A 24,974-nucleotide genomic window follows, 5' to 3' on the forward strand; every position below is an offset into this window, starting at 1 on the left:
TCATCCGCCCACGCCGCCACTCAGGAACCCGTGTCCCTTCACGACGACCGTCACACGCTCGACGGAGACGTCTTCGTCTCCCCGCGCCATCTCGCCGGCAGCACCTGCACCGGCGACCCTGCCCTCGTCCCGCTCCTCGACCATGGCTGGGACCTTCAGTACGACGACCTCGGCAACGTGTACGTCAACGCCCCCGACCGGCGCGTGCGCTTGGGCTACCTGCCCGAAGGCGAGGACGACGGACTCTGGCGCATCAACGCCTACAAGGACCCATTCGGCCCCCCGACATGGGGCGTGTGTTTCAACGACCGCGTCCCCACCGAGTTCGTCCAGGCGTTCACCACCGCCATCGCCACCGCCTACGAACAGGGGCCGGACACCTACCTCGCCAGGCCGGTCTCGGGAACCGACGAGCACGATCCCTTCCTCGCCGTCGTGCCTCTCCTGCAACAGGGCTGGCAGATCGACCGTCCCCGCTGGGGCGTCTTCGCCGTGCAGGCCCCGGACGGCCTCGCCGGCCTGGAGTTCACCACCGGGGACCTCGATCCGGAAGCCGAGCTGACCACCCGTGACGCCCGCTGGCAGCTCTGGGCGGGAAAATCCATCGACCGGCCCGTCTGGTACGCGACGGCCAGCACCGACACCCCCGTCGCCCTGCTAACCGCAGTCACGCAGTGCGTCGCCGACCCGACCCCGCTGCCCCGGTGGCGCCTGGAAACCCTCAGCTACATCGAGGGCATGGCCCAGCTCACCCCCATCATCCCGCCACAGTCGCCGGCCCCAACCCCGCTCGACGTGCAGCGGGCTGCCGCCTCCCGCCGGCCGGCCGCGCTGCAGGCTGCGAGTGTCCCTCGGTGGAGCACCACCAGCCGACCAGCCCTACCCAGCCCGCGCCGATAGCGCCGGTCCGTTCTCGACTGGAGTTCTCTCTTGCCCCTGCACGCCGCCGAGTTCTTCGCCAAGTTGTGCCTCCCCTTCCACGACCACGCCGTCGTAGGCGCCACCTACTTCGCCGCCCCGGTCCCGGGCGCACCGCTGCGGCTGCGAATCGACTTCACCGCCACCATCCACGCGGACACCTACGGCGGACTTCGTGTGGCGGTCATCCACCCGGGCCGCGGAGAAATCGACGCGGTCGCCCTCAGCTTCCTCGATCACGGCACCTTCCACCGCCGCGACGAAGCCAACAACACCCGGCCGAACACCAAGCAGTACGGCACGTTCAGCACCAACCGCCACCCCGGCCAGCCACCCTGGGACGGAGCCGTCACCACCGGGCTGCGCGACGCCATCGAGCAGTACACCACCGTCTGGTTCCCCGGCGCCTGGGACGCGTTCACGCCCAGCCCCGCGGCGAGCCGGACCGCGCACCGGGCGCCCTACCCGCCGGCCACACGCAGCCAAGCCCGCACCCGCTGAATCCCCGTGCGGTGACCGACCTTCCACCAACCGATCAAGGAGCCCTCTTCCCCGTGCACGCTCGTTTCGTCCGTGGCGCCGTCCGATCCGCCGCCGTCGCCGCCGCGGTGACCGGCACCCTCACCTGGGCGCCGACCGCGAACGCCCAACCCTCCGAACCGACACCCTCCGCGTCGGTCACTGCTGCCGACACACCGGCCCCGGACGCGGGCAGCGTTGAGATCACCACCAGGGACACGGCCGGAGATGTGCTCCCCGACGCCGCGTTCCTGCTGCTCGACTCAGCCGGCCAGGAGGCCGGACGCGGGACAACCGACGCGCGGGGGAAGCTGACCTTCCCCGACCTCGCCCCGGGCGTCTACCGGCTCAAGGAGACGACCTCCGGCAACCCGCTCCACGAGGTTGTCGCCGACCAGGACGTCATCATCACGCCCGGCGCGACCACGCGGCTGACGATCATCGATCCGTTCAAGGCCGCCAGGGTCCACCTGCAGGCCAAGGACGACAAGACCGGCAAGCTCCTGCCCGGCGCAACCGTGAACATCGGCACCGGCACCTCAACGCTGGTCACCCTGACGACCGGCGCCAAGGGCATGGCCTCCGGGGAGCTGCCGGTGTCGAGCCGGAAGACGGAGTTCTGGGTCAAGCAGGTCAAGGCACCTGCCGGTACGACCTCTACAAGCCGTCCAAGACGTTCACCGCGGGCCCCGGCTCACCGGTGACTGTGACCGTCACCAACACCAAGACTGCGACCAGCCCGAAGCCCGACCCCTCGGACAAGCCGACGCGCAAGCCCACCGGTACCCCGTCCACACACGAGGACAAGCCGGGCAGCGAGACCGGCGGGGCCAAGCCTTCCGCGCCGCACACCGGCACGCCGGATGCCAAACCCACCTCCACCGCAGCCGCGATCCCGGACGGCGACTCCACGCCGGCGACGCCGGCAGGCTCCCTCGCCCATACCGGCGCCGACGCCACCCCCTGGATCGCCGCAGGCGCGGGGATCCTTGTCGTCGCAGGCGCCGTCACCCTGGTCGCTGTCCACCGTCGCACGACTACCGAGTCCGAACCGCACGACAACGGCGAGACGAACTAGCCGAACATCGACCACCGCCAGCAGGCTCCCGGGTATCCGGGGGCCTGCCGGCATTCTCTCGACGCCCAACTGCTGCCCCTCCGGCACCGCACACGCGAGGCGGTGTCACCTACTCAGGGCGGCCTCCGCGTCGGCGAGGGTGTCGAAGACGTGCAGAACTTGATCGGCTCCGGTCATCGCGTTCGACTCAGAGCCGTAGGCGACGGCATGAAGCCCTTGCAGTCTGTTCTCCCCGGCCGCTGCCGGGCAGCCCTGGCGGTAGCGGCCGGAGATCCCATGCGAACACCCTTCGACTTGCCCCGATACCTCGATTCATGCCATCACACGCCCGACTGTTCAGCCGCGCCCCTAAGGGGGCGAATCGACTCCGTGCGTACGGTGCTCCATTTGTGCAGGTGCCAGCTGCCGCCTGCCGTCTGTCCCCGGTCGGGTGAGCTGTTCCTTGGACCGCAGCCGAACGCTTGGTATCGGCTGATGTGGAGATTTAGGCGCGTGCCGGGGGCAGCTCGTAGCGGCTGACGGCCAGGTACGGTTTCGGTGTCGCCGCTTCGAGGAGGCCCTCGTCGCCTTCCAGGACGAGTGCCGGCTCCTGGGTCCGGCGCAGCAGGCTGCTCCACTCGCTCGTCGCACCGCGCTCGTAGGCGTCGCGGAGCAGGGGGCGCAGCCGGGGGCGGGCTTGCTCCTGGCGCTCGCGGAAGATCCGCCTTTGGGTGAGTCGCTGTTCTTCTTGAGCTTCGTCGCTGAGGCCCTGGTCATCGGCCGGCTGGTCCTCGGCGGGAAGTCCTGGAGTGCTCCGGGCGATGGCGAGGTCTTCCTCGTGGAGGCGCTCGCATGTGGCGAAGAGCTTGCGTGACATGCCGAGGTGGACGTCGGTTCCGGGGATGCGGCAGGTGAGGAAGTCGTCGAGTCCCCTGGAGCGGATAGCGGCGCGCAGGGTGTGCTGCTCGGCTTGGAGGCGCGCAGGGTGTGCTGCTCGGCTTGGACTGCTGCTCCTCGGGCGTCGGCCCGCATGGCCAGGGTGAGGCCGTCGTCTTCCAGTGGTGTGGTCAGGCTCAAGCGTCGAACCCGGGAAGTGCGGTCAGCAGGCACCGCCACCGTGCGCAGTTGCGAGGCGGGAGCGGAACGCAGGGCGAGGTAGGTGAGCATCTGGGCCCGGGCTGCGGCGATGAGCGCGTCGTCGCTGTCGCCGAGATGCTCTTCCAGATTGCCTCGGCCCGCCACTGCCTCGTCGCTGTCGGATCCGGAAGGGCCGAGGGGCGGCTGGCCAGGGTGCAGGTTGTGGTCGATGGTGAGGAAGAGATCATCTCCAGGGCGTACGGACGCTCCGACCAGGACGGCGCGGTGCGCGTACGCGCTGAGGATCTTGCTGCCGGCCGCCAGCTGCGCCCACCATGCAAAGGCATCGAGTCTCGCGAACGATTAGGGCGGCGCAGGTGGGTGATCGAGCGCACCATGTCGTGGCTGTCCGGCTACCGCCGGCTCAGCCCCGTTACGAGCGAAATCCCCGCAATTACCTGGCCTTTCTTGGACTCGCCGCAGCCATCTGCTGCTACAAGCGACTCGTCCGCCTCACCAGGTAGGACGCGGTCTTAGCAGCTCGGATTCTGCCACGGTTCCAAGGTCGACGAGGCCGTCAGCGCGGCTGTCAATGGCGGGCGAATCCGCTGGTCAGCGGTGGCGTGCGGGTCCCATGGGGCGGCCCATCGGCCTGTACAAAAGTACGCCCTGGCTGGCTAATGGGAGGCGCGAGCGGCGCTCAGGCGGGCATGGAGGGTCTGCCGGGATATCCCCGTCATGCGGGCTAGTGCGGCGAGGTTCACCTCAACGCCGTCCCCCTCCATTAGCTGGACCATGCGGACAATCTCATCGAGCGCTTCGGCGCGCACGGCATTGCCGAACGCCCAGGAACACGCCTTCCCCTGGATGATGTCCAGGCGGCCCTCCGTGATCGAATCGCCCTCCGCGTAGGTCAGCACTTCCCCGATCGGGTTCTGGTCGAAGCGGTCAAGGATTTTGTGCGCCTCTTCCACGTCGATCGAGGTCAGCTCCAGCTTCCCACCCCCGAACTCCCAACGCCCGGTGAGGCGCTCGTACAGTTCGGCCTTGCGGGTCGACCGCGCCGCCAACTCGCGCCACTCTTCGGCTCTCTCCCCCTGACCGATCTTGTCGGCTTCAGCAGCCCTGCGGTACTGATCGCCGGCGCTGATGCGGTACCGCTCGGCTTCCTTCTGAAGGCGCTTGTCATCAAACATGCTGTTATGTAAAGGGCTTAACACTCAAAGCGTCAAGTCCTTTACGGATGCTGGCAGCCTTCCGGCCGTTATCGCCACTCGTTGCCTTCGTGTTGTCCGCCCGTCCGGGCGGCCCTACTCCTGCGCCGCCACCCCTTCCGCCGTAGCCCTTCGGGTGCCGCCGGAGTGTGAGTGAGGCTACAGGCTTCCACCTTTCCGGAGCCCACGTACGTGACGGTCGCCGACCTGCGGCGCGAGTTCGCCACCCTGGCCGGCACGTACGCCCCTTCGTCTGAGCGAAGGGACGAGACCGCGACCGTCGCTGACGGGGAAGCCTCGCCCTCCCGGTCCGTAGATAGCCACCACGTTGATGACCTGGACGAACGTCGTGATGAACCTGACGTGCGGGTCCTGGCTTCTGACGACGACAGCGACGGCGACGACGAAGACTGGGAGCGCATCCTCGTCGAGGAGTTGAAGGGGCTTCGAGAGGAAGAAGACCGGATCGAGCGCCAGGCCGAAGAGGAGCTTCGGATCGTGCTCGAAGCCCTTGGCCCGACCAACCTCGACCGGCGCATGACCGTCGAGGACGCCGATCCCGACGAGGCCAAGCGGCAGGCAGGCTCGCGGCAGGCAGCCGCGGCTTCCCGCATCGCCATGAACGGCGCCCGGTCAACGAACTGGACGCACATGACCCGCGACCGGCGGGCCCTCGGGTACGTGCGCCTGTCGCGTACGGGCACCCCGCGCGGCTGGTGCGCCATGTTGATCAGCCGCGGACCGGTCCACAAGTCCCGCGAGTCCGCCACCTTCGCGGACGGAGACAGGTACCACGACAACTGCCACTGCTACGCGATGCCGATCTGGAATCGGGATCAGTACCAGTCGAGCGAACTGACCGCCATCTCACGGCAGTACGAGGCCCTGGGGCCAGAGGTCACCAAGGGCCACACCGGCAAGGGCGCGGTGAGCGTCTGGCGCCGGTACATCCGCAAGCAACAGCGAGTCGCAGCCCAGGAGGCGCGGCAGTCCACGAGCACGGCCCCGGAGGCGTGAAGTGTCTGACGAGAAGCCAACGAGGAGGAGACCCCGACCGGCCAGAAGTCGGACGAGGAGCGGAAGCCGGACGGCAGCGCAGGTGCCGGCGGATCGTCGAGCAACGAGGAAGACGAGCCCGACTGGGCCCGAAGGGAACTGGCGAAGGTCCGCAACGAGGCGGCCGGATACCGAACCCGACTGCGAGACGCCGAGACGAAGCTCTCCGAGGCCAAGAGCCCGGAGGAGTTCGAGGTCGCCCTCGCGGACGTGAAGGCCAAGAACGCCGAGCTTGAGCGCTCTCTCCTCGTCACCACCGTGGCCGGCAAGTTCGACCTCCCCGACGCCCTGGCCGGACGCCTTCACGGCGAGACCCCCGAGGAGCTGGAGGCCGATGCGAAGGCCCTTCAGGCTCTCGTCACGCCTGCCGCCCCGCCGCCCTCCCTGGGCGGCGGCCTCGACCCGTCCGACGAGGACGACGGCGAGATGGACCCGCGCAAGCTCGCGCGGCGAACCAGGCGCTTCTAGCCAACGTCATGTGGCCCGTACGCCAGAACCTCATCGTGCAGAATGGCGCGATGGATGCGGGATTGGCGGCCGTACTGGGTGCGGCGGTGGGGGCAATTGGCTCCGGAGGGGCGGCTTTCGCCACGGGGTTGTGGGCGGGACGCCAGACACGATGGCAGGTCGACGGGCAGCAGACCATCGCGAGAGAACAGGTGCGGTTCGAGCACCTCAAAGATCGGAGAGAGCCAAGAAGCGTCGCCTACTCCGCTCTCATTGCTTTCATGCAGAACCTGAGCACTGACGCACACGCTGCCCTTCACGCCCTGCTCGCCGAGGAAGATGACAAGGTCAGGGAGTTCGAGGACTCCCTGACTACACGGCGAACAGAGCTCAACTCCGTATTCGCACGAGTCTGTGTTGAGGGCCCCGAGGGCATTGTCACGCCTGCCACTACGGAATATCGCCATGCCCGTGATTTTACGTTCCGGGTTAACCTAATGAGTTACCACTCACGATCCGCCCCCACACAAGAGGTGGTGGATGAAATGGATCAGAGATTCAACGACATTGAGGAAATGTTGAACATTCCTACCGAATTGTTCATCGACGCGGCCCGTGAAATCCTGGACGATCACGGTGCTCCGCCCGAGCCGCACTGACAGAGCCTCAGCAAGCCAGCCTCCGAGTCAACCGGCCGGGGGCCTTCTTTAATGACGAGGTCAAGCGGACTCCGCGAGGAACAGGCTGGGGCGGGCCTGGTGTTCCGCATCGCGTCGGGGTTATTTGGGCGGCATTAACCGTGGTGCTCAGGACGAGGGTGGCGGTGTGGGCTCGGTCCTGCATGAAAACGAAGAAGAGCCTCTGGCCCGCCGTCCCATACTTTCGGCCGTGACCTTCGTCGGTGACGAGCCGGTGGCCGAGGCCCGGGACACCGCTCGTCGATTCCTGACCGAGGCGCAGGCCGTTCACGGCATTCCGGTGTCCGGCCGCGCGAATGGTCCAGCTCGTGGTGAGCGAGCTGGTGACGAACGCCTACAAATACGCGCCTGGCCCGTGCCTGCTGGACCTGGAGGTCAGCGACGGCGCCGTGGAGACCAGCGTGTGGGACACCGATCCGACGCTCCCGGTGGCCCGCGCTGCTGACCCGGGCCAGGTCGGGCAGCACGGCTTGGAAATTGTGATGGCTGTATGCCGCAGCTTTGAGGTGCGCCGAGAGCCGGTGGGCAAGCGCATCAAGGCGACGGTCACGCTGGCCGACGAACCAGGCGGACACCCGGCGGGCCGCATGGTGTAAACACTGGCACGAGGCAAAGGTGTCAAGCCGCCTGGGGTGGCGGTGCCGGGGTGAACACTCGGTCGTCGCGCAAGAGGGCCCATAGGACGTTGGTCCGGCGGCGGGCGCGGGCGACCACGGCCTGAACGTGCTTGCAGCCTTCGGCGCGCTTCTTCAGGTAGAAGTCGCGGTCCGGTCCCTGGCGGTGATCCTGGTCTGCGCGGACAAGTAGATGATGCGTCGCAGGCGGCTGCTGCAGCGGATGGGACGGTACAGGTTGCCGGTGCGGCGACCTGAGTCGCGCGGGACGAGCCCCAGCCGGCTGCCGAGGCCAGGTGGCCGGCGTCTGCGAAGGCGCTCAGGTCGCCGACAGCCATGACGAACTCCGCTCCTAGCAACAGACCAAAGCGCCCAGAGTGGCTGCTCTGGCGACGGACGGCGATGTCATTTCGGGCAGCAGTTCGTGTCCGCTGACATCGAATCCAGTCCACCCGAAGTCTTTGACCTGCGACGACTAACTTGGTTGTCGAAGTAGCGGAGTGGGATCCACCCTGTGGCCGGCGCCCTGACCTGGGCGACTGGATTGGATGGCAAGGATCACCGTTGGGCTAGCCGTGACCATCACGGGATCAGCACCAGACTTCGTCGGGCCCGCACAGCCAGCGGATAGCGTGTTCCATAGCCGTTTGCAGATCTCCATCGCCCCCGGTCTTGGGGCTCCATGCAGCGAAGTAGAGCGGTGGATCAATTGTGAGCCCCCGTAGTTGAGGGCACTCGCTCAGAGTCTTGGCGCCGCAAACGACGACCACAACGGGATTGAAGGCGTCTTTTCCCCGGGCTATGAGTCTATCCAGACGGCTGGAGGGATGAATCAGAGCAACGTCAATGGTGCGCCCCATGGTCAGCCATACCGTCATGTCCACCGGCATGGAGTCACGACGAACCTCGGTGATTCCGACAACGCTGCTGAAAAGCATGTGCAGGCGCGCACTCAAGAGGTGGCGGTAGAGCTCGGCCTTCTCTGGCCAGGAAGCCCACCTGTTTTCGCCTTCAATGTCCCAAGCGAGCAGCCCCTGAAGCTCGGATGATGGCCGCGCAAGAGGCCGGATCTCCACAACGGACTCCGCGCGCAACTCCTGAGTAACAGGCACGTGGATCTTCCACCCCTTGCCCGTCGAAAACGCAGTCTGCCTGCTGACGTGCTGCCAGTAGGCCTTCTGAGTTTCAGGGTTGTAGAGCATCACAAGAACTGGCAGAGAATGCCCCAGCCAGTACTCAATGTGCGCCGTGTCGCCGACGAACCACCATCCCTCTTCGGTAGGTGACGCGAAATAACTCAACCCTGCCTTGATCTGCACAGCAAGGAGTTGGCCTGTCGCCTTTGAGGTGGTGCCGTCCACAACCTCCAAGTGTGCGTCGATACCCACATCGACAGTCGGCTGCTCCCTGAAGACCCACCCGAGCTCCCGAGTGACGAGGTGGCTGATCCAGGTCACTCCCTCTCGCTCAAGTTGCTGTGATTGCCGAACCCGCACGACCGCAACCGCCCCCTGCCATAGTGGAGAGTATTAGCACCCCAGCAGCATCGTACGGCGCAGGGGTTCCAGAGCCAGCGACACCGTCGCGTACGTTCCTTGCATCTGCTGGCCTCGTAGCCAACAAAGAGTTACAGGATTAGCAGAGGACTTTGCCAGGTGCGCTTAGGGCGACTGGATTGGCAACAAGGACATGCAGGCTGGGTTCGGTGTCGACGGACAGTTCGCCGGGGGCAGACAGGAAAGATCGCGGAAGGACTGGCCAACGGGTGCGAGGGCATGTCAACGTAGACGACCCTGCAAAGAAACCCCAGGTCAGAGAGGTGATTACCCGTGACCGTGGCTCCCGCCGGCCCTGGATTCTCCACCACCGTCGAAGCCCTGCGGCTGCGCGAGTGGCAGCTGGGTCCTGGCCAGCCCACGCTCGTCATGGACCAATTCTCCGCGGAGGACTTCAACCTCATCGTGGACGACCGTGCGGACGTTCACGTCAGCTCCAAGGACGGCCGGTTCTACCTCGGCTGGTTCCCGCTCGGTCGTCCCGGCACCGACGGTGAGGGATGGAAGATCGCCGTCACCGGCACGGCCAACGTACGCGGCTACCAGCTGTCGTTCGACACCGAGACGCCGGCAGACATCGTCGCCGCCGCCGTGGCGCGCGTGCTGGAAACCACACGTCGCGTATGACAGTGCAGGCGCCCACGCGTAGTCCTCGCTGGGGAGGGTGGCCGGCTGACTGTCAGGCCGCCGGCTGATTCCACCGCTCACCGTTTTCCCGACCCAAGGAGGCCGTTCATGACGTTCACGGAGATGACCGTCGGCGATCTCATCGACCTGCTGTCCGGTTGCGACCGCAGTGCTCCGGTTCGCCAGGCCATGAACCCGTTCTTTCCCATGGCACACCGCTTGGCGCAGGTCGTACAGTCCGTGGACGAGACCGGCCAAACCGTCGTCTACCTCGCCGAAGACCGAGACGAGGGATCACAGCTCGGCCATCTGCCGCCCGAGGTCGCCGTCGCCCTGACCTGGCAGGGCGACGTCCAGGCACCCCCGCGCCGTCCCCGCCGTCGTGCTGGCGGTAACTAGACCCGTACCGAGCCCTTGGAGGCGCCCCTGTACCCCGACTTCCCGCCCGACCCGTCCACTCCAAGTGGCGGCCAGCCTGCGTTCTGGGTCGGCCCCCGGCATCTGGCCGGTGACGATGGGCGCCTCTACGACTCCGTCGCCGAAACGCTCGCCGGCCTGGGCTGGACTAGCCTGACGATCGTCCGCGGACGGCACGAGCCGGATGAGGCACCCGAGGACCGCAAGATCCTGCGCAGCACCGTCCTGCACGTCAGCCCTGATGTGCTCTGTTGGACGCAGTGGAGCCTGGCGGACGAACCGTTCCACCTGGGGGACCTGCCGATCGCCTGGCAGATCTCCGCCCGCGCGGACACGAGCAGCCCGCTCGCCCAGTGGTCGGCCTACTTCACCCCCGACGTCCCCGGTGAGGCCGTAGCCGACTTCCTCGTCGCGCTCGACGCTCGCGACGAGCCCGCCCTGCCGCTTGCCGGACCCGAGCTGGTCCTGGACGCCGTCGCCGCACACGGATGGCTCCGCGACATCGACCAGCCCCAGGCGGCAGCGACAGACCCGACGTTCACCTCGCACCTCAGCCTCGGCGAGGTGCCGCCTCTCATCCAGGACGGCGACCCGCGCGCCCTGATCACCGAGGACGACGAGGCGAGGCTGGCCGGGTGGCAAGCGTGGGCCGAGCCCGCGCTCGGCGCACCGTGCCTGTGGGCGGCCTCCTTCTCCGCCAGCGTCCCGCACGACCTTGTGGCCGCCTTCGCCGCCTCCCTCAGCTCGACGGCACCGGTCCTGCGGCGGGTGCTGCCCGAGGCCACCCGGGACCGTCTCCTGCGCGCGTCGGCCATCTAACGCCCCGCCGTTGCCATTTCCCCCAAACACACAGCCCGGCCTTTTCCGAAATGGAGGGCCGGGCTTCTTGTTTCTCGGGCCGGTAGTTACGTGCGCACAACGCGCTAGCTGCTGCCCGCCGGGACGGAACCCGGTCGCCAGAGGCGCAGTCGCTGACACTGCCCCTCGTTGTCCCCGAAGGGTTTGCCACCCTGTGACGTCAAGTTGCAGGATGCAGCAATGCACCTCAGCCCCGGCGTCCTTCTTGCCCTCGTCCTTGTCGTCGCCATGATCGTCCCGCTGAAGGTCCGTTCACGCCGCAAGCGCATGTCCGCCCTCGCAGCACAGTGGCAGGCGTTCCAGCAGCACAGGAATGCAGGCCGAGGAGATCTTCTTCAGATCACGCGGGTCTATCAGCGCGGTCGCCGCGAGGCGAAGGCCGTCGTGACTTGGTGCGACATCGGTCGGCAGCAGGACGCCTGGTTCCGGAATTGGCACGTCCCCGCGGGCGCGTACCTGCTGGTCAATGCCTCCAGTGGTTATGGGCCGCACAGCCACAACCCGAACGTGCTCTACGTCCAGCCCGGCCAGGTCCAAGCCTGGGTTCCCGCCCAGGCGGCGCGCGCTGCTCAGCGCATCGGCTGACGCGCTGCTGCCCTCCCGACCACCGTGGTCGAGGGGGCAGCAGCATGACCGGGCAGGTCAGCCGGTTGCGGTGGCCTTGGCGAGGGCCTTGCCGAGGTGGCGGTCGACGAGGGCCGGGGCGCCGGAGACGATCACCAGCAGATTGCCGTCCCGGATCGTGGTCTGCTTCACCACGGTGCTCCGCCCTGCGGTGGAGTACGTCAGCAGCTGGCTCCACTGTTCATCCCCGAGACCTTGGGGCGCGGGCAGCTTCTGCGCGGTTATGTCGATCGGAGTGCCGCCCGCGACGACCTGATAGGTGGGGCAGCCGGTCATGGCGTCGAAGATCCGTCCGATGGCGACGGACAGCTTGTTCGCCGTGTCGCTGTACAGCTCCTCGGAGATCTCCGAGGAGCTGCTGCCGTAGGTGAAGGCGGCCTTCGCCTTGTGCGGGAAGGTGAGCGTGCCGCCGGTCGCCGCGCCGCCGCCCAGCTTGCTCAGGGCCGGGCAGCCGATGACGGTGATGTCGTCGTGCTGGACAGGACGCTGCGGCTTGGGCAGGTAGCCGCTGCCGAGGTCGCTCTGGTCGAGCAGGCGGGACTCGAGCGCGGCCGACGAGAGCGCGGTCGGCTTGTGGACCGCGCCGGTCGGCTTTCCGGTCCGGGCGGAGGAGGGGGTCTGGTGCTTGGCCCCGGTGGTGTCGGTGGAGCAGGCGGGCAGGGCGAGGAGGGCGGCTGTGATGCCGAGGGCGGTGGTGGCGACGCGAACGCGCATGACGGAACTGACCCCTTGGTGCTAGGCGACGGGTGGTCAGTGCGGGCCCGAGGGCCCGGTGGGGTCGTAGGAGTGGTGGTCAGTGCCCGAGGTGGCGCAGGCAGTCCTCGAAGGTGGCGTGCGTCGCGTCCGCCGGCCCGCTGTTCCGGTTGAACCACGCGGTGTCGAGGCGGGTCTCCTGCTGCTGGTGTCCGGCCCGGCAGCGCAGCCAGATCTCGCCGCGGGTGGAGAGGATGAGCCAGTCCCGGTACGCGCTGCACTCGGCGCAGGCGGCCATCTCGCCGTCGAGGACGAGGGGCTGCTTCCACGGCATCATCTTGCCGTCGACCTGGTCGTGGCTCGGCACACGCAGCTCCGGCGGAAGGAAGTCATCCACGACGACGGTCGGCTCGGCGGGCTTCGGTTCAGCCGCCGGCACTCCAATGCCCGGCGGGACCTGGCCCTGCATCCGCGCATGCATCTCGGCGAACTGCCTTTGAGCTTCGCTCGGCTCCTTGGCCCGGCGGCGTATCCGGTGAAACACCCTGGCGTCCTCCTCCACCTCGTCACCTCGTCCTGCGCGCTTCATGATCGTGCCGCGCGCCCCCGGTGGTTGCAATTCACAAAGTCCACAGCCGCCTTCGGCCACGTCATCAGGGGCGCTCCGCTTCTCCGTTGTCCGGATGACGAGTTGGCCACCGTGGGTATCTTCGTGCGGCGAGATGCCGTAGTCACGGTGTGCCCGATCACACGTCGCCGTCTCCCCCGACCGCCCAACTTCGCGACGTCTACTGGCCCGACTCGCCCCATCATCTCGCCTGTCCTGTAGTGCACGAATCCCGACGGCATCCACATCGGACCTCGTCGCCAGCGAGGTCCGATGTGGCGTATGACCGTGCTGTGGGTTGCGGGCGGAGCTGGTGCTCTCCCTTCTTTCGGTGATGCGCTGAGACCGCGTGCCGGCACCAGTCAGGCTCACCGCGTCTTACGCGATGCCTCCTCTCCGCTGCGCCGCCTGCCGGGCGCGGAGGTCCTGGTCGTCGTCCCGCGCGTCGCGGACCGGCTCCCCGTGGTGCTGCTCTCGGGCAGGTGGGAGGCGTCTGCTGGCAGGTCGGCCGTCAGCCGCATCCGCCACACGAGCACGTCGCTCACGGAGTCCGCGGTACCGAGTTCACGGCGTTCGGCGACGTCGGACAGGAGGGTGGCCGGGTCGTGGCCGGCGGCTTCTGCCTCCGCGATGGTCGCTGCCAGGGCGTACCAGCCGGGCTCGGCGAGGATCTGCTCGGCCAGCTCCGGCAGCGCCTCGCGCAGCAGCACGGTCTGCCGCTGGAGTATCGGCCGGCTCATACGCCGGCCTCGTTGGTAGAGCGCTCCGAGGGGCTGGGCGGCGGCGGTCTGGTAGGCGGTACGCAGGTGCTCGGCGGCCCGGGCGGCGGCCTCGGCCTGCTGAGCGTGGCCCTTTCTGGCGTGCCAGTGCGCGGCGGCAGTGATGAGGAAGAACAGCATGTCGATGGCCATCGCCGTGGTGGCGCCGTCCTCACCGCGGCCGAGGGCCGGGCCGCCGTGGACGAGGTCGCGGGCAGCCTGCCGCAGGGCTCGGTCGTGCCCGCGTACGGCGCGGACATGGGAGCGCGAGGCACGTTCGAAGGCCGTAGCCGCGTCCCGGAGTTCGCGGCGGGTGTGGGCGGCGGACGTCTTTGCGAGGGCATCCAGGACCTCGCCGACCGCGGCGATGTGGGCAGCGGCGATCGCATCGTCGCCGTGCTCGACGACGAGGACGGCCTGCCAGGCGGCTGATGCCGTGCTGCGGCGGGCGGAGGCCGGAGCGCCCGGTCCTGTCCGGGGTGCTTGCTGTTGCCGGGCGGCTGGGTTGTCCTGGGCGTCGCCGGACCAGCGCTCTCGGATGCGGGGCAGCGAGAGATCGGGGGCGAGGCGTGCGCCGGGGTAGAAGACCGGCTCGCCGTCCTTGTTGAGGTCGTCGGGCAGAGCGACCTTGTATCCGAGGAGGTCGCCGGAGGGGGCGGCACGCTTGCGGATCAGGAGTCCGGCGGCGGCGAGCCGGTCGAAGAATTCCTCGTCGCTCCTCGCGCCGGTCACCGCGCGCCGTACCGTTTCCCGCAGTTCCTCGCGGGCGGTGCGCTCGCGGCCCTGGCGCTCGGCCTTGTGGCGCTCAGCGCTGGTGGGTCGCTTCGCGCCGGTGCCGTCGCCCTTGTTCAGGCGGCGCAGGCCGAGTTCGGCTTCGAGGGTGCGGGCTTGGGCCTGGACCCGGACGGCGTCGTGGTCGAGGTCGGGCTTGAACCCGTCCTCGCGCACGAGGGTGGCGATGATGTGGATGTGGTCGTCGGCGTGCCGGACCGCCGCCCATCGGCATCCGGCGCCTTCCTCGGGGTCGTCGATGCCGGCGGCGGCCACCATGCGCCGGGCGACCTCGCCCCATTCCTCGTCGCTCAGAATCCGGTCTTCTTCGGCGTTGCGGACCGAGAGGTGCCACACATGCTTCTTGGGCCGGTCGGCCTGCTCGACGTTCTCGACGGGCTGATCGAGGAGCTGCTGGAGCTGTTTGAGCGTGGCGGACGGGTCACGGCCGGGGTCGGGGGCGTTGTCATCCCAGGAGGCGACCAGGTGCGGGTCGGTGTGCTCTTCGAACTTGCCCGGCCCGTAGAGGTAGGAGAGGAGGCCGATGGTGCGCTGTCCGCGCTTCTGGATCCTGGGGATCATGCCGGTGAGGGGGTCCTAGTCCTGGTGGAGGAGCCGATCGGTGGCGTGCTGGACGCGCTGGACTGCGCGGTCGGTGGCCGCGATGACCACGTCGAGTTCGTGCGGGTGCCCTCCGGCGTTGACCGCTCGGGCGATCTGGTTCAAGTTGCCGCCGACATGACCGAGGTGCCGACGGGCGGCGAACAACTCGGCGATCACCTCACGCTCGCTGGCGACGGCACTCGCGGTCCGTTCAAGGTCGCGGGCGGCGGACAGGGCAGCGCGGGCGAGGAAGCCAGCGAGAGTGAGGCCGGCGGCCTTCGCGCCGGCGGTCACGAGGGCGAGTTCGTCGTCGCTGAAGCGGGTGTTGCGGACGTGGGGGCGCTGGCGACGCTGGTACTTGCGGCGGCGCGTGCGCGGCTGCTCACGTCCGTCCTTTATCCCCTCTGGCTGCGATCCGCCCTCGGTCGCAGCCTCCTCGTCTGGCGTCCCCCGGCGCCGGACGAGCCCCTGCCCCCCAGGGGCAGGGGAACCCTTGGATACTCCGCTCAAGGCGGAGTATCCAAGGGGATAACTTGCTCGCCCGGAGACCGAGTTGGAGTCAGCAGCGTCCGGGATGGTGCCGTTCTGGGTGGGGTTCGTCATCGGGATTCGGGCCTCGTAGAGCGGGTGTGGTGCTGGATGGTCGCGGCCAGCGCGAGGAGGTCGGCCGGTCCCATAAGGACGCGGACGGGTCCATCGGGCTGGTCCTGGACGAGCCACTGGCCAGTCGGCGTGAGGACGGCCGCGTGCAGGAGCCGCCGGCGGACCAGGACGTCCGCCCAGGCGCCGGCCTCGTCGACCGTGGGCTCGGATGAGCGAGCAGGTCGCGCAATCACGGCGTGTCTCCTCAAGGGGGGCGGCGGTCCGGCACGGAGTCGGGCCGCCGGTTGCGATTAGGGGCGTTGAGCCGGGGTTTTGCAGGTTCAGCCGCACTCGGGGCAGCGACCGACGTGGCTGTTGAGCGCCCGTGCCATCCGCTGCTTCGTCGATGCAGCCTGCTTCGCGCTGGATTTCGCCGCTGGCCTGCCCTCGTGCCGTTTGGAGTGGGCGAGCATGAAGCCGATCTCCCGCTCGTACTCCGCACGGAGGGTGTCGAACTGGTGGCAGGTCTTCACGGGGCGGTGCTCCTTGTCGTCGTGGTGTCGTCGCTCCGCAGTTGCTGGAGGACGAGGCTGAGTCGGTCGTTCCGGCCGCCCTTCAGGCCCTCGCGGCGGAGGATCTCTCGCAGCTGGACCCGGGTGACGGACTCGTTGCCGTCCCGTTCGAGCAGGGCAGGGACGTGCGGACGGACCTGCTGGACGAGCTGGTCCACCGACTGCTCCGGCTCGCGCGGCGGACGCTGCGTCTGCGTGCGGGACCGGGTGTGCTTCCCCTTGGTCTTAGGCCGGGGTTTCGTGGTCGTCTTCCGGCGGAGGGGGGCCTTGTGTCCCCGGTCCCCGGTGGGCTCGGTCCCCGTGTCGGTGTCGTGCGGTCCCCGGTCCCCGGTGGGCTCGGTCCCCGACTCGGTCGCGTTCGGTCCCCGATGCGAATCCGGGCCCTGAGCAGGGACTTCTCGCGTAGTTCGGTCGGTCCCCGCGCCTCCGGGGTCTCCCTGCGAGGCTTCCAGATTGGCGGGACCGGTCCCCGGGACCGCACCTGCTTCTGGGGCCTGGGTCCCCACCCTGGTCCCCGCGTTCTCGCCCTCGGTCCCCGCGCTAGTTGACTCCTTCGGGACCGCGACTTCGGGGACCGGTCCCCTCGGAGCGCTCGGTCCCCGATCCCCAACCGACTTGTCGGGACCGTCTACGGGGACCGGCGCTTTCGAAGCCGGCTGTGAGGGGACCGTGGCTGCCGTCGAAGGGGTGTGCGCCGGGGACCAGGGGGAGGGAAGCGGGACCGTGGCGAGCGCGAGTGCGTGTCGGCGCGCAGCGAGCTGGTCGAGCAGCTGCGCGCGCTGGCGGGCCTCGGTCCCGACCGAGGCCCTGCCGACCGCCTTCGACAGGCGCCGCGTCAGCCGCCGGCCGCGCCGGCTCTGTTGCTGCTCGGGTGTGCGTTCGGCGAGGCGGGCGGCGAGGGCGACTGCGCGGGCCGTGGCCCGGTCCCTGGTGATCTGCGCGGCGTCGCGGTCGCGTGCGGCGATCCCGAGGCGGGACAGCAGCCGCTCGCGTGCTTCCCGTCCCAGGACGGCGATCAGTCCGTGGGAGGCGGCACCCGGGGTGCGCAGGCGCAGCTCAATTCCCATAGCGAGGTGCCACAGCATCGCTGCCATGACCGGTCCGACGAAGGCCCTTACCGTGCCGCCGATAGGACCGCTCTCGGCATAGGCGGGGATCACCTGCACTGTGGTGATCACCCAGACCAGCGTGCCCGGCAGGCCGGGGGCACCCTCGGTGGCCAGGTTCTGCCGTGCCATCAGCGCCGTCGCGAAGAGCGCCAGCTCGGCTGCGGCGAACATGCCGGCCCGCTCGGCGGCGCCAGCCATGTCGAGGTAGTCGGCGGCGAACCGCCAGCTCGTGTCCGCGGAGTAGCAAGTACAGCCGAGGGCGGCAAGGGCAGCGACCTTGACCGCCGGACCGCTGAAACGTTTCTGCGGGCGCGTGCCCCGGCGCCGGATCGTCCAGGCGGTCAGCACCAGCACGACGGCGGCGGGCACCACGGCGGCGAGGAAGAGAGAGAGGTCCGGAGCAGCGCCGAGGGACAGGAAGGGGTGGGTCATGCGACCTTTCCGAGAGAGGCGTGCGCCGGAGTCGACGCTGCCGGGCGGGCTGCTGGCTGCTGTGTGCCAGGTGCTGAGGCGGGCGGGGGGCCGCCTGGTGCTGGGGCGGTCTTCTTCCGCTTCTTCTTGGGCCGCGGCACGCCGTAGGTGCGGTCGCGGTCGAACACCTTGTTGGCCGCCTGCCGGAGCAGGTCACGGGCGTGCTTGTGGCTGATCTGCAGGGCGGTGGCGAGCCGGTCGGGCCGCCAGCCGCGTACGTAGGCGTGGTCGATGACGACCTGCCGCTCGGCCTCGGTCAGATGCACGTCACGTCCCAGGAAGAAGGACGTGACGCGTCGGTAGTCGAGGCGCTGGTGCAGTCCGTCGTGCAAGGGACGCCGCTCGGCCTCGGTGAGGCCACCCCAGATGCCCTCCTTGAGGACGTTCTCCAGGGCGAAGTTGAGGCAGTCGCTGCGTACCGGGCACCAGCCGCACAGCTCCTTCGCCTCGGCGATGGCTTCGTGGTCCCGCGGGAGCGGGAAGAAGACGGCGTCAGCGTCCTCGACGTCCATGCCGTGGCACGTTCCCTGGGTGTGCCAGTTGGTGTCTCCGATACTGCGCAGGCCGGTGGCCGGCGCGTCGTGGGTGGTGATGTGACGCAAGGGTGGTCTCCGATGTGCTGCCGCGTCGGCCGGCTGGGGCGGTGCTGGGCGCGGCGTCGGGTGCCGGCCGCAGCGCGCGGGCGTGTGCTGCAGCCGAGGCGGGACGGTGATAGGGGGTAGCGGTGCACCGGGCGGGATGCACGCGCCCAACGCGCCGGTCAGGCCACGGCGGGCTGCTGGACCTGCTCGCTCGGCTGGGCCTGCCGGGCGGCGGCGAGGTCGACGCGGCCGGGGTGCGGGGTGGCGCGTGGGGCGGTCGTGCGTACACCGTCGTCGGGACCGATCCGGCGGCGACGACACGGCTCACCGGGCTGGGCCAGGCACCACTCGCACTTGACGCTCAGGGCGTCGGGCAGTCCCTGCGCGACGGCGGCCTCGCGGGCTGCGCGGGCGGGCCGGTAGGGGGCGAGGGCGGCGCGGGCGGCGGGCGGTATGCAGGAGCCGATCTGCCGCAGCCTGGCCTCCAGCCGTGGGTCGATCCGGTCGCGACCGCTGGTGATGACTCTGGCCTGGGCCGGCTGCGCGGTGCCGGCGGCGACGGCGCGGCGGGTGCCGACCAGCTCGGCGGTCCAGGCGGCCTGGTCGTCCGGGTCGGCGGACGGCGTGGGATCGGAGTGCCGGGCCAGGCGGTCGCGCCGGTAGCTCTCCCAGGGGCGGGCGACGTCCGCGGGCAGGATCTGGTACGGCGAGACTCTGATGTGCTGGCGGGCGGCGACGCGGGCGTCCCAGCCGTGCGGAGTGGCCATCGGCACGTCGCCAAGCAGCTCGTGCCACTGTGCGAGCTGGTCGCGTGCCTCGCCCTGGTCGGTGCGGATGGTGCGGGGGTCGAGTCGGCCGATGTAGGCCAGCAGGGCGGCGATTTCGCGGCGGTCCACGGCTACTGCTCCGTTCCGGTCGGCTCGTTCAGGGCGGCGAGAAGTGCGGCGGTGTGTGCCTCTGCCCGCGTCATGCCGCCGGGCTGGCCGGGACCCGTGCCGGGCACGGCGTAGAGGTTCGGGCGGCCAGGGGGGTGCTCCCGGGCGACCCAGGAACGCCAGTCGGCAGCCCACGCAGCCGCCGACCTCGGCTTGAAGCCGGAGCGGTGGGCACGCCACTTCGCGTCGGCCGCCTGCAGGCCCTGCTCGCCCAGACGGTCGAGGTGCCCCTGCTCGCGGGCCCAGGTGTGGGTGGCTGGGTCGACCTGCCACTCGGCAGCTGAGAGGACGGCAGCACCACCACTGCTGTACCTCCGGTTCAAATCCGGTTCACTACGGTTCTGTGTGCCGGTTTCCGGTACATCGCTGTGCCGGTTCCCGGCACAGCGAGGTGCCGGTTTCCGTCCGGGCCTGCCGGATTCCGGTACTGCCGGTTTCCGGGCCCTCGCAGGGGATTCCGGCACCTCACGCGGGCGGATGTTGTAGCGCCGCAGGGCCGAGATCCGGAGCGCCGGGGCGGCCTCGGTCCCCTCCGCCGGGGTCTGGTCGGGGTCCTTGTCGTCCACGGTCTCCGCCAGGACCCTGGCGGCGAGGGGGAGGCGGTAGACGGTGCTGCGCTGCGGGCCGGTGAGGTCTTCGAGCTGCTCCAGCTCACCGGCGTCGACCAGACGGTCGATGGCTTCGCGGACCGTGGAGACGGAGGCGCGGGTGCGCTTGGCCAGGCTCGACAGGGAGGCCCAGGAGACGCACTGCTCGTCGCCCACCCGGTCGGCGATCGACAGCAGGACCAGACGCGCCGTCCCCCGGCTGCAACTGTGCTCCCACACCCAGTCGCGGGCTTCGCTGCTCATCGGCAGCTCCCGACGAGCGGGCGGGCCCCACAGCTCGGCGGGGCCATGAAGGTGCGGTCCGGCTCGGGGCGCTGAGGCGCCGAGGCGGAGATGGCTGCCGCGCAGGCCAGGTGAAAGGGCCTTTTGCGCAGGGCAGGAGACATGCGATACTCCCCTTTGCAGTGTTGCCACGCTGACGCGCCCCTTGGAAGGCTCAGCGTGGTGATGGTGGGCAATCTCCGCCCTTGCCGGGGCGGGTATGCCGCTTAGCGTTCGGCGTCCGTGAGTTACCGCTCCCGGGCGCCGTCGCTGTTTGTGGACCTTCGCGGTCCGGTCCGTCCTCGTGCTCTCCTCATGTCCGTCACTGCGGGCGGGCTGCCCGGGGACGACGAACATACGCACGGACCCGTATCAAGATCCAGACTTGGTTCTTAAACTCTGTACTGGTTGCAGAGAGTCATCGGATGATCGTGTGTCGCAAGTGTCCGTACGGCGCGACCTGGGGCGCAACCCCGCGTCGAAGCGCACCGTTGCCGCGGTTGCCTCGAACGCCGAGAGCGTGCCACTGTGTCCGAATTGGGACGGGTGTCTGTTATTCCCCGCAGTGAAATGCGAGGCGGATGGGGTGTTTCCACTGCCGCCTCCGCGCTTTCTGGTCGAAGAAAAAATCCTGCGTGCCAGACGTGACCTATGTCGCTGGCTGAATGTGGCTTGTGCCACGTCATCCGGCATACTCCTGCCGGTAAAAACGGACAGGCCGACCTGAAACAGGCGGTACGCGTCACACGGAAACGTGCTGGTGAGGAAGAACTTTCCATACAGTGGATCAGCTCGTCAACTCACGTTTATCGCGGGGTAGGGTGCTTGAAGCGACGACGAAGTCCACCCAGGAAAGGATCATGAAAGAAACGACCGAAGGCCAGGTGAGCCCCAAGGGGCTCATGGACCGCCTAAACCGCCTGTTCGACACAGTGCACCCGCCCGACCGCGGCCCCTTCAGCAACGCCGAGGTGGCCGAACTCATGGAGAAGCGCGGGCTGGGCAAACTGTCGGCCCAGTACCTCTGGCTCCTGCGGACCGGGCAGCGCGATAACCCGACGAAGCGTCACCTTGAAGCGCTAGCAGGGTTTTTCGGCGTGGATCCCGCATACTGGTTCGACGACGCCGTCGCCGAAAAGACCGTGCAGGAACTTGAGTTGCTCGCACTGCTTCGCGACACGAAGATCAAAAACGTGCTCCTTCGCCTGTCCGACGTTTCCGCAGACGGAAAGGACGCCGTCCTGGGAATCGTCGAGAGCGTACGAAAATCCGAGGGGTTGCCGCCCTCAACTGGCTCGTAAAACGGCCGCGTTCAGTAAGTGATCAAGGAAAAGCAATGTGGTCCGCACGTAGGCTGCGCCGGCCTGACCTCTTGGCCGAGATGCAGCTCCCGCACGTCACCAATATCCGCGACCTCAGCGACGAGGTCTCACGCCGCACGGGACGGAAGGTGGTCCTGGAGGCCCGTGAGCAGGCGCCCTCCGTGTGCGGGGCATGCGCCGTCACGGAGAGTGCCTTCCACGTGTACTACGACCCGCGGACCAGCTCCCTGCACCAGGACCACATCATCGCCCACGAGTTCAGCCACCTGCTGCTCGGCCACTATAAGAACCGCCCGGCGTCCGCGCTCTCCTCAACGATCTTCACCAGCGTGGGCTCGGCCACCGTCGAGATGATGCTGGGCCGTACCAAGTACGACGAGGACGAGGAGCGGGACACCGAGCTCCTCGCCTCGTTGATCCAGCGCCGGATCATCGATCGGTGGCTGCGCAGCGACGAGTCCTCCGGAGACGAAGTGCAGGACCGGGTCACGCACACGCTGCTGCGCCGACGGGTGGCCCGGCCGTGAAGGACCTGCTCCACCCGATCAGCCTCGTCGTCGCCACGCTCGGCTTCCTCTGCTTGCTGCGGGACGTGCCGACCCGCCGCCGAGACCCCGCCTCCACCGCGCTGGCCGCCGTCTTCTTGCTGTCAGGGCTGTCGTTCCTGTTCTCCATCACACTGATGTGGCAGTACCTCGACCATGTCCTGGGCGTGGTGAACCTCTCCGTACCCCTGGCGATGGGGTGCGTGGTCGTGCTGCTCGCCTGCCAGCAGATCGTCCTCACCTACTGGGGATCACCCCCCGAAGTCGCCCGGAGGAGGGCACGGGGGTGGCTAGCCGCCGGCTTCGCTGTGATCGCAGGGTTGTTGGTGCTGTTCGCCCTGCTGACGCCGAACGCGCCGCGACCGATCAACTTCACGCTGTACTACGCGCATGATGGCTGGTACGCCGCGTATCTCACCCTGTACGTCACGGCCTACACCATCGGTGAACTGTCCCTCGCCCGTGCCTGCTGGCGCCTTGCCCACCGCAGCACACGCGGGTCAGTCCGTATCGGCCTGCGCATCGTTGCCCTCGGCGCGACCGTCACTCTCGGATACAGCGCCGTGCGCATCGGGAACGTGATCGCCGGCGCCTTCAACGCGTCGCTCGCAGAGTGGGAGGGCTTCGCGTGGACCTGTGGCGATGTCGGCGCCATGCTCACTCTCATCGGCTGGCTAGTGCCCACCATCAACGATCAGGCTCAGAGCCTCCAGTACCGGATCAAGCAATACCGCAGCTACTACGGCCTGCGCCCCCTGTGGCTGGCGTTCTACAGCGAGGCGCCCGAGATCGCACTGCCGATCGACCGAGTCGACCCGGCCCAGAGGCGCCGCTTCCGCAGTATCTCGATCCGTCTCTACCGCCGAGCAGTCGAGATCCGAGACGGACGGTTCGTGATCCGTCAGTACCTTGATGCCGCAGTCCGCGAAGCCAGCGAAGCCCGGCACCGGGCCCGAGGGCTTCACGGAGAAGAGCTGTCCGCGGCCGTCACCGCCGACCAGATCCTCGCCGGAATCGCCGCCCGGGCCGCCGGTACCCGCCCGGAGACCGACCAGCTCACCGAGTTCGCTGACTCCGAACGCCAGACCAGCAGGCCCATGGACGACATCGACGCTCTCCTCGACGTCGCGCGCCACCTGCCCCGCCAGCCCGCACGAGCCCCCCACCTTGAGCAGGTCTCCGCATGACGACCGATCTCACCCACGAGCCCGCCCACGTCCAGCTGCAGGCCCTGGATCGCCGCGAGATCTCCAGCCGCGAACTGCTCGACCTCCACCTGGCGCAGATCGACGCCAGCCAGATCAACGCCGTCGTCACCCGCGACGACAGCGCTGCCCGAGCCGTCGCACACGCGGCCGACGAACGCCGCGCCCGCAACGAGAGCACCGGCATCCTCGACGGCCTTCCCCTCACGATCAAGGACAGCTTCGAGACGGCCGGCCTGCGCACCACCAGCGGTGCCGAAGACCTCGCCGATCACGTTCCTGCACATGATGCCGACGCCGTCGCCCGGCTCCGCCACCAAGGCGCCGTCATCATGGGCAAGACCAATACCCCGGCGTACTGCCAAGACCTGCACACCGACAACGTCCTGTTCGGCCCCACGCTTAACCCGCAAGATCCTAAGCGCACTACCGGCGGCTCCTCCGGCGGCCCCGCCGCAGCAGTCGCCGCCCGTCTCACCCCCGCCGACCTCGGCAGCGACCTTGCCGGCTCCCTGCGGCTCCCCGCCCACTACTGTGGTGTCTACGGCCTGCGCCCCACGCAGGGACTCATCCCAGCCCGCGGCCACGTCCCTCGTCCGCCGGGGTGGATCACCAGCAGCGACATGGTCACCCCCGGCCCCCTGGCCCGCCACCCCCGAGATCTCGCCCTGCTCCTCGCCGCACTGATGACACCGTCACCTGACGAGAACAACCCCTGGAGCGTCACGCTGCCCACGGCGCAACGCCCGATCGGCCAGCTCCGCGTGGCAGTGTGGGCCGACGACGCGAGCTGCTCAGTCGACCGCGACACCGCCGATGCTCTCGCCACCGTCGAACGGACGCTGGCCTCCGCCGGCGCGAGTGTCCGCCACACCGCGGGGCCGGTCGGCTTCGCTCACTCTCTCCGCCTCTTCGAGCAGCTCCTCTACGCCACCACGACGGCAGCCACCGACGACGCCGCTGGCGCCGCCGAACTTGCCGCTGCCCGTGACCTGCACACGGACGATGCGAGCCCTCGAGCCACCTTCCTCCGCCACCGAACGCAGACACACCGTGTCTGGCTTCGCGCCAACGAGGAGCGCCTCCGGCTCCGGCAGACGTGGCACCGGTTCTTCGTCGACGCCCAGCACGACGTCCTCATTACCCCCGCCGCTCCTACTGCGGCGATCCCAGCCGGGAGCCGCTCTCTCATGGTCGACGGCGTCGAACGGAGCTTCTTCGACCAGACCGGCTGGGCCAACCTGACCAGCCACGTCGGTCTGCCCAGCCTGGTCATGCCTGCTGCGCGTAGCACCGATGGCCTCCCGATCGGTGTCCAGCTGGTAGGACCGGCCTATTCGGAGCGGTCCTTGCTCGTGATGGCCGAGCACCTGGCGCCTCTGCTCGGCGGGACGGCCGGGGGCGTCATCGGATCATGGAGCGGATGACCTCTGCGTCGCCGTTGTAGGTGATGACGGCACCTTCATCGTCGGTAGGCGGTTCGAACCGAGCGAAGAAGCCGTCCAACGCTTCGGGAGTCACGTTCAAGGCATTGGCTCCTTGCGCTGGTTGCGCGCGACGAGGCGCCGCAGGAGCTCCTCCCTGGAGGCTGGCAGGTAGACGAGCAGCGGCAGTCCGCCCGCGGCCCGGACTGCCTTCTTCCATTCCACGCAATCGGAACGATTGCCGG

27 protein-coding genes and 4 pseudogenes are annotated in these 24,974 nt (G+C 68.7%); 16 read left to right on the plus strand and 15 right to left on the minus strand.

Annotated features, from left to right (window positions below):
* Positions 1 to 30 precede the first annotated feature (30 nt).
* From ACIOC0_RS02845 to ACIOC0_RS02855, 3 genes and pseudogenes are all read left to right on the plus strand, one after another.
* Entirely contained in the window at positions 31 to 900 is an 870-nt protein-coding gene (locus ACIOC0_RS02845; RefSeq protein WP_402151518.1) for a DUF317 domain-containing protein, read from the plus strand.
* A gap of 30 nt (positions 901 to 930) precedes the next feature.
* A complete protein-coding gene (locus ACIOC0_RS02850) occupies positions 931 to 1,419 on the plus strand; it encodes a hypothetical protein (RefSeq protein WP_402151521.1) in 489 nt (162 codons plus the stop codon).
* A 53-nt stretch (positions 1,420 to 1,472) separates the two neighbouring features.
* Positions 1,473 to 2,515 (plus strand): annotated as a pseudogene (locus ACIOC0_RS02855) (SpaA isopeptide-forming pilin-related protein).
* A 484-nt stretch (positions 2,516 to 2,999) separates the two neighbouring features.
* Here the strand turns inward: ACIOC0_RS02855 and ACIOC0_RS02860 are convergent.
* Positions 3,000 to 3,371, minus strand: a complete 372-nt coding sequence (locus ACIOC0_RS02860) for a hypothetical protein (RefSeq protein WP_402151524.1) — start codon at positions 3,369 to 3,371, stop codon at positions 3,000 to 3,002.
* Between the two features lie 539 nt (positions 3,372 to 3,910).
* Between ACIOC0_RS02860 and ACIOC0_RS02865 the strand changes: the two are divergent.
* A pseudogene (locus ACIOC0_RS02865) lies at positions 3,911 to 4,095 on the plus strand (transposase); the annotation flags it as partial.
* 153 nt (positions 4,096 to 4,248) lie between these two features.
* Here the strand turns inward: ACIOC0_RS02865 and ACIOC0_RS02870 are convergent.
* Positions 4,249 to 4,767 carry a hypothetical protein gene (locus ACIOC0_RS02870; RefSeq protein ID WP_402151527.1) on the minus strand — a complete coding sequence of 173 codons (519 nt, stop codon included), beginning with the start codon at positions 4,765 to 4,767 and terminating at the stop codon, positions 4,249 to 4,251.
* 210 nt (positions 4,768 to 4,977) lie between these two features.
* On the opposite strand from ACIOC0_RS02870, the gene ACIOC0_RS02875 reads away from it, so the two are divergent.
* The 4 genes and pseudogenes from ACIOC0_RS02875 to ACIOC0_RS02890 all read left to right on the plus strand — a co-directional run bounded on the left by ACIOC0_RS02875 (position 4,978) and on the right by ACIOC0_RS02890 (position 7,582).
* Positions 4,978 to 5,802, plus strand: coding sequence for a hypothetical protein (locus tag ACIOC0_RS02875; protein ID WP_402151530.1), 825 nt, complete (start codon positions 4,978 to 4,980; stop codon positions 5,800 to 5,802).
* A 249-nt stretch (positions 5,803 to 6,051) separates the two neighbouring features.
* The gene (locus ACIOC0_RS02880; protein ID WP_402151532.1) at positions 6,052 to 6,309 is read left to right on the plus strand and encodes a hypothetical protein; all 258 of its coding nucleotides are present in this window, start codon (positions 6,052 to 6,054) and stop codon (positions 6,307 to 6,309) included.
* 35 nt (positions 6,310 to 6,344) lie between these two features.
* Positions 6,345 to 6,947: a hypothetical protein gene (locus ACIOC0_RS02885; RefSeq protein WP_402151535.1), complete on the plus strand. Its 603-nt coding sequence runs from the start codon at positions 6,345 to 6,347 to the stop codon at positions 6,945 to 6,947.
* 217 nt (positions 6,948 to 7,164) lie between these two features.
* Positions 7,165 to 7,582 (plus strand): annotated as a pseudogene (locus ACIOC0_RS02890) (ATP-binding protein).
* A gap of 22 nt (positions 7,583 to 7,604) precedes the next feature.
* Here the strand turns inward: ACIOC0_RS02890 and ACIOC0_RS02895 are convergent.
* Positions 7,605 to 7,965: pseudogene (locus ACIOC0_RS02895) on the minus strand (transposase); the annotation flags it as partial.
* A 225-nt stretch (positions 7,966 to 8,190) separates the two neighbouring features.
* Positions 8,191 to 9,096, minus strand: a complete 906-nt coding sequence (locus ACIOC0_RS02900) for a DUF4365 domain-containing protein (protein WP_402151538.1) — start codon at positions 9,094 to 9,096, stop codon at positions 8,191 to 8,193.
* A gap of 333 nt (positions 9,097 to 9,429) precedes the next feature.
* Here ACIOC0_RS02900 and ACIOC0_RS02905 point away from each other — a divergent pair, with 333 nt between their 5' ends.
* The 4 genes from ACIOC0_RS02905 (at position 9,430) to ACIOC0_RS02920 (ending at position 11,643) form a co-directional block, all read left to right on the plus strand.
* The gene (locus ACIOC0_RS02905) at positions 9,430 to 9,783 is read left to right on the plus strand and encodes a DUF317 domain-containing protein (protein WP_402151541.1); all 354 of its coding nucleotides are present in this window, start codon (positions 9,430 to 9,432) and stop codon (positions 9,781 to 9,783) included.
* A 108-nt stretch (positions 9,784 to 9,891) separates the two neighbouring features.
* A complete protein-coding gene (locus tag ACIOC0_RS02910) occupies positions 9,892 to 10,182 on the plus strand; it encodes a hypothetical protein (protein WP_402151544.1) in 291 nt (96 codons plus the stop codon).
* Positions 10,183 to 10,197: 15 nt separating this feature from the next.
* The gene (locus tag ACIOC0_RS02915; RefSeq protein WP_402151547.1) at positions 10,198 to 11,019 is read left to right on the plus strand and encodes a DUF317 domain-containing protein; all 822 of its coding nucleotides are present in this window, start codon (positions 10,198 to 10,200) and stop codon (positions 11,017 to 11,019) included.
* Positions 11,020 to 11,238: 219 nt separating this feature from the next.
* Positions 11,239 to 11,643, plus strand: a complete 405-nt coding sequence (locus ACIOC0_RS02920) for a hypothetical protein (protein ID WP_402151550.1) — start codon at positions 11,239 to 11,241, stop codon at positions 11,641 to 11,643.
* Positions 11,644 to 11,700: 57 nt separating this feature from the next.
* On the opposite strand, the gene ACIOC0_RS02925 is transcribed toward ACIOC0_RS02920, so the two are convergent.
* From ACIOC0_RS02925 to ACIOC0_RS02970, 10 genes are all read right to left on the minus strand, one after another.
* The gene (locus tag ACIOC0_RS02925) at positions 11,701 to 12,396 is read right to left on the minus strand and encodes a hypothetical protein (RefSeq protein ID WP_402151553.1); all 696 of its coding nucleotides are present in this window, start codon (positions 12,394 to 12,396) and stop codon (positions 11,701 to 11,703) included.
* Between the two features lie 79 nt (positions 12,397 to 12,475).
* Positions 12,476 to 12,964, minus strand: a complete 489-nt coding sequence (locus tag ACIOC0_RS02930; protein ID WP_402151556.1) for a hypothetical protein — start codon at positions 12,962 to 12,964, stop codon at positions 12,476 to 12,478.
* A gap of 386 nt (positions 12,965 to 13,350) precedes the next feature.
* Positions 13,351 to 15,093 carry a relaxase/mobilization nuclease domain-containing protein gene (locus ACIOC0_RS02935; RefSeq protein ID WP_402151558.1) on the minus strand — a complete coding sequence of 581 codons (1,743 nt, stop codon included), beginning with the start codon at positions 15,091 to 15,093 and terminating at the stop codon, positions 13,351 to 13,353.
* 15 nt (positions 15,094 to 15,108) lie between these two features.
* Entirely contained in the window at positions 15,109 to 15,624 is a 516-nt protein-coding gene (locus tag ACIOC0_RS02940) for a plasmid mobilization protein (RefSeq protein WP_402151561.1), read from the minus strand.
* Positions 15,625 to 15,713: 89 nt separating this feature from the next.
* Positions 15,714 to 15,950, minus strand: coding sequence for a hypothetical protein (locus tag ACIOC0_RS02945; RefSeq protein ID WP_402151565.1), 237 nt, complete (start codon positions 15,948 to 15,950; stop codon positions 15,714 to 15,716).
* An 87-nt stretch (positions 15,951 to 16,037) separates the two neighbouring features.
* The gene (locus tag ACIOC0_RS02950; RefSeq protein WP_402151568.1) at positions 16,038 to 16,229 is read right to left on the minus strand and encodes a hypothetical protein; all 192 of its coding nucleotides are present in this window, start codon (positions 16,227 to 16,229) and stop codon (positions 16,038 to 16,040) included.
* The gene (locus ACIOC0_RS02955; protein WP_402151571.1) at positions 16,226 to 17,809 is read right to left on the minus strand and encodes a hypothetical protein; all 1,584 of its coding nucleotides are present in this window, start codon (positions 17,807 to 17,809) and stop codon (positions 16,226 to 16,228) included. The genes ACIOC0_RS02950 and ACIOC0_RS02955 overlap by 4 nt, the downstream gene beginning before the upstream one ends.
* On the minus strand, positions 17,806 to 18,450 hold the full coding sequence (locus tag ACIOC0_RS02960) for a WhiB family transcriptional regulator (protein WP_402151574.1): 645 nt from the start codon (positions 18,448 to 18,450) through the stop codon (positions 17,806 to 17,808). Before ACIOC0_RS02960 ends, ACIOC0_RS02955 begins: the two co-directional genes overlap by 4 nt.
* 158 nt (positions 18,451 to 18,608) lie before the next feature.
* Complete coding sequence (locus tag ACIOC0_RS02965) at positions 18,609 to 19,325, minus strand: hypothetical protein (protein ID WP_402151577.1); 717 nt, start codon at positions 19,323 to 19,325, stop codon at positions 18,609 to 18,611.
* Positions 19,326 to 19,327: 2 nt separating this feature from the next.
* Positions 19,328 to 20,215 carry a helix-turn-helix domain-containing protein gene (locus ACIOC0_RS02970; protein ID WP_402151580.1) on the minus strand — a complete coding sequence of 296 codons (888 nt, stop codon included), beginning with the start codon at positions 20,213 to 20,215 and terminating at the stop codon, positions 19,328 to 19,330.
* A gap of 878 nt (positions 20,216 to 21,093) precedes the next feature.
* Here ACIOC0_RS02970 and ACIOC0_RS02975 point away from each other — a divergent pair.
* Genes ACIOC0_RS02975 through ACIOC0_RS02990 form a run of 4 tightly spaced genes read left to right on the plus strand, consistent with a single transcriptional unit; the run spans position 21,094 to position 24,732 of the window.
* Positions 21,094 to 21,534, plus strand: coding sequence for an XRE family transcriptional regulator (locus tag ACIOC0_RS02975; protein ID WP_402151583.1), 441 nt, complete (start codon positions 21,094 to 21,096; stop codon positions 21,532 to 21,534).
* 35 nt (positions 21,535 to 21,569) lie between these two features.
* On the plus strand, positions 21,570 to 22,082 hold the full coding sequence (locus ACIOC0_RS02980) for a hypothetical protein (protein ID WP_402151586.1): 513 nt from the start codon (positions 21,570 to 21,572) through the stop codon (positions 22,080 to 22,082).
* Positions 22,079 to 23,287 (plus strand): MAB_1171c family putative transporter, encoded by a 1,209-nt coding sequence (locus ACIOC0_RS02985; RefSeq protein ID WP_402151589.1) that lies wholly within the window; start codon positions 22,079 to 22,081, stop codon positions 23,285 to 23,287. Before ACIOC0_RS02980 ends, ACIOC0_RS02985 begins: the two co-directional genes overlap by 4 nt.
* The gene (locus ACIOC0_RS02990; protein WP_402151592.1) at positions 23,284 to 24,732 is read left to right on the plus strand and encodes an amidase family protein; all 1,449 of its coding nucleotides are present in this window, start codon (positions 23,284 to 23,286) and stop codon (positions 24,730 to 24,732) included. Before ACIOC0_RS02985 ends, ACIOC0_RS02990 begins: the two co-directional genes overlap by 4 nt.
* On the opposite strand, the gene ACIOC0_RS02995 is transcribed toward ACIOC0_RS02990, so the two are convergent.
* Positions 24,710 to 24,832, minus strand: coding sequence for a hypothetical protein (locus ACIOC0_RS02995; RefSeq protein WP_402151595.1), 123 nt, complete (start codon positions 24,830 to 24,832; stop codon positions 24,710 to 24,712). The genes ACIOC0_RS02990 and ACIOC0_RS02995 overlap by 23 nt on opposite strands.
* Positions 24,833 to 24,974 lie beyond the last annotated feature (142 nt).

Source organism: Streptomyces sp. NPDC088254 (genome assembly GCF_044740925.1).
In the GTDB taxonomy this organism is placed as follows: domain Bacteria; phylum Actinomycetota; class Actinomycetes; order Streptomycetales; family Streptomycetaceae; genus Streptomyces.

Excerpts from the sequence above, each read along its gene's own strand:
- ACIOC0_RS02970 (WP_402151580.1), bottom strand. The coding sequence starts at position 20,215 with ATGAGCAGCGAAGCCCGCGACTGGGTGTGGGAGCACAGTTGCAGCCGG.
- ACIOC0_RS02935 (WP_402151558.1), bottom strand. The coding sequence starts at position 15,093 with ATGATCCCCAGGATCCAGAAGCGCGGACAGCGCACCATCGGCCTCCTC.
- ACIOC0_RS02930 (WP_402151556.1), bottom strand. The coding sequence starts at position 12,964 with ATGAAGCGCGCAGGACGAGGTGACGAGGTGGAGGAGGACGCCAGGGTG.
- ACIOC0_RS02860 (WP_402151524.1), bottom strand. The coding sequence starts at position 3,371 with ATGTCACGCAAGCTCTTCGCCACATGCGAGCGCCTCCACGAGGAAGAC.
- ACIOC0_RS02990 (WP_402151592.1), top strand. The coding sequence starts at position 23,284 with ATGACGACCGATCTCACCCACGAGCCCGCCCACGTCCAGCTGCAGGCC.
- ACIOC0_RS02955 (WP_402151571.1), bottom strand. The coding sequence starts at position 17,809 with ATGACCCACCCCTTCCTGTCCCTCGGCGCTGCTCCGGACCTCTCTCTC.
- ACIOC0_RS02925 (WP_402151553.1), bottom strand. The coding sequence starts at position 12,396 with ATGCGCGTTCGCGTCGCCACCACCGCCCTCGGCATCACAGCCGCCCTC.
- ACIOC0_RS02870 (WP_402151527.1), bottom strand. The coding sequence starts at position 4,767 with ATGTTTGATGACAAGCGCCTTCAGAAGGAAGCCGAGCGGTACCGCATC.
- ACIOC0_RS02980 (WP_402151586.1), top strand. The coding sequence starts at position 21,570 with ATGTGGTCCGCACGTAGGCTGCGCCGGCCTGACCTCTTGGCCGAGATG.
- ACIOC0_RS02920 (WP_402151550.1), top strand. The coding sequence starts at position 11,239 with ATGCACCTCAGCCCCGGCGTCCTTCTTGCCCTCGTCCTTGTCGTCGCC.
- ACIOC0_RS02910 (WP_402151544.1), top strand. The coding sequence starts at position 9,892 with ATGACGTTCACGGAGATGACCGTCGGCGATCTCATCGACCTGCTGTCC.
- ACIOC0_RS02975 (WP_402151583.1), top strand. The coding sequence starts at position 21,094 with ATGAAAGAAACGACCGAAGGCCAGGTGAGCCCCAAGGGGCTCATGGAC.